The following is a 6,569-nucleotide window of genomic DNA, read 5'->3' as shown; positions in this document are numbered from 1 at the left end:
GATAAATTACACCTGTCTGTAACTTCAATTATAGACAAGCACGAATGTTGATCGTGATCTGTACACAATCCGCAATCGTACGGACAACCATAATGCACTTTGGTATTGAATTTTAAAGGCATTTCCGATTGCTTGTTGTAGTTTCTTATCTGCTTGTAATAATCAACATCATCTGCAATCATCACTTTAGAATCGCCATGCGTTTTGCAATGTTTCAGCATAAAAACTTTGTTGTCTTGAAAAACTATTTTGGCATCAATAGTATGTAAACATACTGGACACAAGCTTTTGGTGTAATCGTAATATATGTAATTTCTTGTTTTCATTTATAATTTTAAGTTTTTTATGTCGGATTCTATTTCTTTTAGACTTTTTTCAATTTCAATCTTTTTAAAATTCTCTTGAAATTTTTCATATTCTAAACTCGATTTTTCAACTGCCATTTGATGACTAATAGTGCCTGCGTGAACAAGAAGTTCTCTTCCATTTAATTGCAAAATACTGTCCAATCTATCTTTCCAATCGTTCATGTACATTGGAGTATTCTGTTGAGCCATAGTCTCAGCAAATGCCAAATACTGCTCAACTAATAATCCAAGTAATTTTATTTCACTTTCATTCAAATAATTTTTTGCAATGCTTACATCGTTTTTAGTAACCGATTTATTTTCTTTTTTATCAAATGATTGCATTCCTAATAAAGGTAATGTTGCATCAACTCTTCTGTAAACTAATTCGGCAGCAGTATTTTGAGAAATTGCCCAAAGTAATTTATTTTGAATAATTTTAAAAAACGATATTGTATTTTCATCTTTTGGATTGTAATCAATACTTGTAGTATAAATGTCTTTTATCTTTTGGTAAAAAAAACGTTCTGACAATCTAATTTCTCGAATTCTCTCTTGTAATTCAGTAAAATAATTCATTGAGTTACCAGATTTGAATCGGTCATCATTCAAAGCAAAACCTTTAATAATGTATTCTTTTAAACGTTGGGTTGCCCAAATTCTAAATTGTGTTCCTTGTTGCGATTTTACTCTGTAACCAACTGAAATTATAACGTCTAGATTGTAGAAGTTAGTATCATAATTTTTCCCATCATCGGCAGTTGTTCGGAATTTCCGAACAACTGAATTTGAATCCAATTCCTTATCATCAAAAACATTTTTTATGTGTTCACTAATAGTAGATTTTGATTTTTGAAATAAATCACAAATTTGTGCTTGAGACAACCAAACAGTTTCTTCCTCAAGACGAACATCAATTTTAATAGTTCCTTCTGTGCTTTGATATATAAGTATTTCTCCTGAATTCATTTATTTAACTTTTAAAATTCTAACTGTAAACTTCCAATAATAAACAAATATAAACAAAGCACTCCATTGAATACTACTCAAATTTAAAAATAAGGGTTGATAGGGTTTTATAAATTCAACTAAAAATCTATATAAAAAATACAGCATCATAAAGAGTTTAAATCGGTCGCCGTTTATCAAATTCATATTTTTAATTTTTATAAAAAATATAAAAAGTAATACCATAAAAGTCATTTCATAAAGTGCAACAGGATGACGCAATTTTCCATCACCAAGATTCATTGCTGTAAAAAATGTTGTTTCTACTCCATAAGCAGGTTCAGCAATTCCCATAGAAAAACAACCAATTCTTCCAATAAAAAGTGCTACAATTATAGGAATTACATAAATATCGCCTGATGCAATTTTTACTCCAATACATTTTTTGATTAATTCAACACCAAATAATCCGCCAAGAAAACCACCAGCAACAGTTTTATTTTGGTAAAAAATCATCCAAGTTTGATTCATAATTTGAGATGGATTTTCTAGCATTGCAATTACCCTTGAACCAATTAATGCTCCAATCATTGCGCCAAGTAAAATCCATAATCTATTGATGTCGTTTATGGAATCTGGAGTTTTTTTCTTCAAATAATAGTACAATCTAACACCAATAAAAAACGCCAAAGTTTCAAATATAAAATGATAATATACCTTGCTTCCAAAAAGTTCAAATTGATACGGAAAGTTCATAAAAAACAGATTTTATACTAATGAAATTATAATGATATTTTTGCTAAAAATAGGCACTTTTTTACTACTTTTGCACCGAATTTATACTAATTATTTTTATATGTTATCAGTTTCTAATCTGTCGGTTCAATTTGGTAAAAGAATATTATTTGACGATGTAAATACAACCTTTACACAAGGTAATTGCTATGGGATTATTGGAGCAAATGGCGCAGGAAAATCTACATTTTTAAAGATTTTATCTGGCGAGTTTGATCCAACTTCTGGTCATATTCATTTGGAACCAGGAAAACGTATGTCGGTTTTAAATCAAAATCACAACGTTTTCGACGAACATACTGTTTTAGAAACTGTAATGATGGGAAACAAAGTACTGTTTGCAATTAAGCAAGAAATGGATGCTTTGTATGCCGATTATACTGATGATAAAGTAGATAGAATAGGCGAGTTGCAAGTAAAATTTGAAGAAATGAACGGTTGGAATGCCGATTCTGCTGCTGCTTCAATGCTTTCTAATCTTGGAATTTCTGAAGAATTTCATTATACTTTAATGGCAGATTTAGACGGAAAATTAAAAGTTCGTGTGCTTCTAGCACAAGCATTATTTGGAAATCCTGACGTATTAATTATGGATGAACCTACCAATGATTTAGATTTTGAAACCATAACTTGGCTAGAAAATTTCTTGGCGAATTATGAAAATACAGTCATTGTAGTTTCTCACGACAGACACTTTTTAGACTCAGTTTGTACTCATATTTCTGATATTGATTTTTCTAAAATTAATCACTTTTCTGGAAATTATACTTTTTGGTATGAATCTAGTCAGTTAGCTGCAAAACAAAAAGCACAACAAAATAAGAAAGCCGAAGAAAAGAAAGCCGAATTGGAAGAATTTATTCGTCGTTTTAGTGCGAATGTTGCCAAATCTAAACAAGCAACGTCTCGTAAAAAAATGATTGATAAATTGAATTTAGATGAAATTCGTCCGTCAAGCAGAAGATATCCTGCCATTATTTTTGATGTTGAAAGAGAAGCTGGAGATCAAATTTTGCATGTAGAAAATCTTGCTGCATCAATTGATGGAGAAGTTTTATTTAAAAATGTAGATTTAAATATGGCAAAAGGCGATAAAGTAGTAGTTTTTTCTAAAGATTCTAGAGCTACAACTGCTTTTTATGAAATATTAAACGGAAATCAAATTGCCGATGCAGGAACTTTTGATTGGGGAATTACTACCAATCAATCGTATTTACCAAATGATAACAGTAACTTTTTTACAGATGGAAGTTTGAATTTAGTAGATTGGTTGCGTCAATTTGTAAAAACAGAAGAAGAACGCGATGAAGTTTACGTTCGTGGTTTTCTTGGAAAAATGATTTTTTCTGGAGAAGAAGCTTTAAAAAAATGTACGGTACTTTCTGGAGGAGAAAAAGTGCGTTGTATGTTGTCTAGAATGATGATGATTCGTGCTAACGTTTTAATGCTAGACGAACCAACAAATCACTTAGATTTAGAATCGATTACCGCTTTTAATAATTCGTTAAAAAACTTTAAAGGTTCGGTTTTAATAACTACTCACGATCATGAGTTTGCTCAAACAGTTGGAAATAGAGTTTTAGAAATTACTCCAAAAGGTGTAATTGACAGGTACATGACATTTGACGATTATCTTGATAATGAAGGCGTTCAAGAACTTAGAAAGAAAATGTATAGTTAGAGTTGGAAGCAGGAAGATTGAAGCTGGAAGTTTAAAATACTATTTAAAAAGTAATTTTTTAGATAATAGTTTGATATAATAATTTTGAATTATTTACTTAAACTAATAACTGAATACAGTCAACAGAGAACACACAACTCATATCTCATAACTCACAACTGAAAACTGAGACTATCTCTTATGTTTCCAACGCTTGTGTGTCCATAAATAAAATTCTGGTGCTTCTTTAATTTGGTTTTCTACTTTTCTTGTAAAAAGTTCTGATATTTTGAAGTCTGGAACAGATTGAACATCTTCTGATAAAACTTCAAATGATGCTTCATAGTAACCACGTTTTACTTTTTTTCCTTTTAAAAAAATTACATTCATATCATATCGTTTGGCTAGAGTTTCTGCGCCAGTATGAATTGGTGTTTCAATTCCTAGAAAACTATCCCAATATAAATTTTGAGAAAATCTTGGCGTTTGATCACTTGCAAATCCAAAAACTCCTAAAACATTATTTTTTGCATTATTCTCAATTGTTGATTTAGTTTCTTTTGTTGAAATTAAAACGGCTTTAAATTTAGAACGTATGTCTCTTACCAATTTATCAAAATATTTATTGGCAATTTTTTTATAAATTCCGTAACCTATAAAATTAATATGATGGTTCATAGAAACTGCCCATTCGTAACTTGCATAATGTGCGCACATTAACGCAATACTTTTACCTTTTTTTTCTAAATCTAAATAGACTTCTATATTCGTAAAAACATATCTTTTATTCATTTCTTCTCTAGAAATTGTCATTGTTTTTATCATTTCTAAAAAAGTATCACATAAATGATGGTATGATTTTTTTTCTATTTTTAATAATTCTTCCTTTGAAAAATTAGGAAATGCTAAAGTTAAATTTTCTCTTACTGTTTTTTTTCTATAACCAATTATATAATATACAATTACATAAACAATATCAGAAACTAAATATAAAAGTGGAAATGGAAGTATAGAAATTATCCAAAGAATAGGATAGAAAATAAGATAAAGTAAAAATTGCATTCGTATTTTTTATGCAAATATACAATTTTAAGTATTTTTTCATCTTTTGTTTAACAAAACCTGAATAAGTATTCTTATTTTTACCTAAAAAAAATATTTTTTATGGAGAATAATCTATTCTTGTTAGCATTAATTGGAGCCAATGTTTTATTTAGTTGGAAAGGATTTGAAGATGAATCTTTTTTTAGAAAATATGAATTTCATATTGGAAGCATTAAATCTGGAGAACAAATTAGAATGATTACTTCGGGGTTTCTTCATGGTGATATAGCGCATTTGGCTTTTAATATGATTGCATTGTATTCATTTGCCCAAGTTGTAATTTCTTATTTTGGAACATTAACTTTCTTTTTAATTTATTTTGCAAGTTTAATTGTTGGAAACTTACTTACGTTATATTTTCATAAAAATGAATATAATTATAGAGCAGTTGGTGCATCTGGCGCAGTTACTGGAATAATTTATGCTGCAATTTTATTGTTTCCAGATATGAATATTTATTTATTTTTTGCAATTCCTATAAAATCATACATTTTTGGATTTTTGTATTTAATGTATTCTATTTATGGTATGAAAGCTAAAAATGATAATATTGGTCATACAGCACATTTTGGTGGAGCAATTGCAGGTTATGTTTTTACAATTGCTAAAGTTCCAGAGTTGGTAAGTCAAAGTAGCTTTATTGTAATACTTTTAGGAATACCTATTATACTATTATTTATAATGGCATACAGAGAAAAAATATAATTGGCACAACTTTTGAAAATAGATTACTAAACTAAAACAAATTATTATGAAAAAGTCGTTATTAATTTTAATTACATTATTTGCAACCATGGTAGAAGCACAAGAACATCAAAAACAAATTCCTCAAATTGTAGTAAACGGAGAAGGAAAAATTAAGGTTACACCAGATCAAGCAAGTATTACAATTGCAATTGAAACCAAAGGAACTAAGGCCATTGATGTTAAAAAAGAGAATGACATTTCAGTAGAAAAAGTAATTCAGTTTATTAAAAAAATGAAATTACCTAAAGAAGATGTTTTAACACAACGAGTGCAATTAAATCCTAATTATGATTATGATAAAAAGAAGCACAGTTATATTGCTAATCAAACTATTGTAATAAATTTAAAAGATTTAGCAAAATACGATGAATTGATGGAAGGCATTGTTGATGCTGGAGCAAATAGAATTGATAATGTAGAATTTAAATCGTCTAAAATTAATCAAATACAATCTGATGCTAGAAAAGCTGCAATGAAAGACGCAATGAAAAAAGCAGAAGATTATGTTTCTGTATTAAACGGACAAAAAGTGGGAAAGGCGTTATTGATAAATGATAATTCTCAAACTTATTTTCCACAACCAATGTTTAAAGCAGCAAATATGTCTGTAATGGCTGACGATTCTGCTCCAAGAGAAACACTTGCTATTGGTGAAATGGAAGTTTTATGTAACGTGCAAGTAAGTTTTATATTAGAATAAAATCTAATATAAGAATTACATATAAACCAAAAAAAGTCTAGAGAAATCTAGACTTTTTTTAGTTAGTATGTGGGAAGAGCAGGATTGACTTTGTCTTTCCTACAAAGCTACGCTTTGAAAATACTTTAAACAAAAAAATGCTCAAGCAAGCTTGGGCATTTTTTTCTTTTTAAAGTATTTATTCGTGGGAAGAGCAGGATTGACTTTGTCTTTCCTACAAAGCTACGCTTTGAAAATACTTTAAACAAAAAAATGCTCAAGCAAGCTT

At 29.0% G+C, this 6,569-nt stretch carries 6 protein-coding genes and 1 pseudogene; 3 read left to right on the top strand and 4 right to left on the bottom strand.

Annotation, left to right across the window (positions count from 1 at the left end):
• From ACH2BC_RS08395 to ACH2BC_RS08385, 3 genes and pseudogenes are all read right to left on the bottom strand, one after another.
• Positions 1 to 326 (bottom strand): annotated as a pseudogene (locus ACH2BC_RS08395) (radical SAM protein); the annotation flags it as partial.
• Positions 327 to 1,316, bottom strand: coding sequence for a virulence RhuM family protein (locus tag ACH2BC_RS08390; RefSeq protein WP_395053547.1), 990 nt, complete (start codon positions 1,314 to 1,316; stop codon positions 327 to 329). It lies immediately after the preceding pseudogene.
• A complete protein-coding gene (locus ACH2BC_RS08385; protein ID WP_395053546.1) occupies positions 1,317 to 2,051 on the bottom strand; it encodes a prolipoprotein diacylglyceryl transferase in 735 nt (244 codons plus the stop codon).
• Between the two features lie 100 nt (positions 2,052 to 2,151).
• On the opposite strand from ACH2BC_RS08385, the gene ACH2BC_RS08380 reads away from it, so the two are divergent.
• Positions 2,152 to 3,771: an ABC-F family ATP-binding cassette domain-containing protein gene (locus ACH2BC_RS08380; RefSeq protein ID WP_395053545.1), complete on the top strand. Its 1,620-nt coding sequence runs from the start codon at positions 2,152 to 2,154 to the stop codon at positions 3,769 to 3,771.
• A gap of 171 nt (positions 3,772 to 3,942) precedes the next feature.
• Here the strand turns inward: ACH2BC_RS08380 and ACH2BC_RS08375 are convergent, their stop codons facing one another.
• Positions 3,943 to 4,812 carry a lysophospholipid acyltransferase family protein gene (locus ACH2BC_RS08375; RefSeq protein ID WP_395053544.1) on the bottom strand — a complete coding sequence of 290 codons (870 nt, stop codon included), beginning with the start codon at positions 4,810 to 4,812 and terminating at the stop codon, positions 3,943 to 3,945.
• 102 nt (positions 4,813 to 4,914) lie between these two features.
• Here ACH2BC_RS08375 and ACH2BC_RS08370 point away from each other — a divergent pair, with 102 nt between their 5' ends.
• Complete coding sequence (locus tag ACH2BC_RS08370) at positions 4,915 to 5,559, top strand: rhomboid family intramembrane serine protease (protein ID WP_395053543.1); 645 nt, start codon at positions 4,915 to 4,917, stop codon at positions 5,557 to 5,559.
• A gap of 46 nt (positions 5,560 to 5,605) precedes the next feature.
• Positions 5,606 to 6,301: an SIMPL domain-containing protein gene (locus tag ACH2BC_RS08365; RefSeq protein WP_395053542.1), complete on the top strand. Its 696-nt coding sequence runs from the start codon at positions 5,606 to 5,608 to the stop codon at positions 6,299 to 6,301.
• Positions 6,302 to 6,569 lie beyond the last annotated feature (268 nt).

This window comes from Flavobacterium sp., from assembly GCF_043760115.1.
Taxonomy (GTDB): Bacteria; Bacteroidota; Bacteroidia; order Flavobacteriales; family Flavobacteriaceae; genus Flavobacterium.
This window is presented reverse-complemented; position numbering and strand designations above follow the sequence as displayed.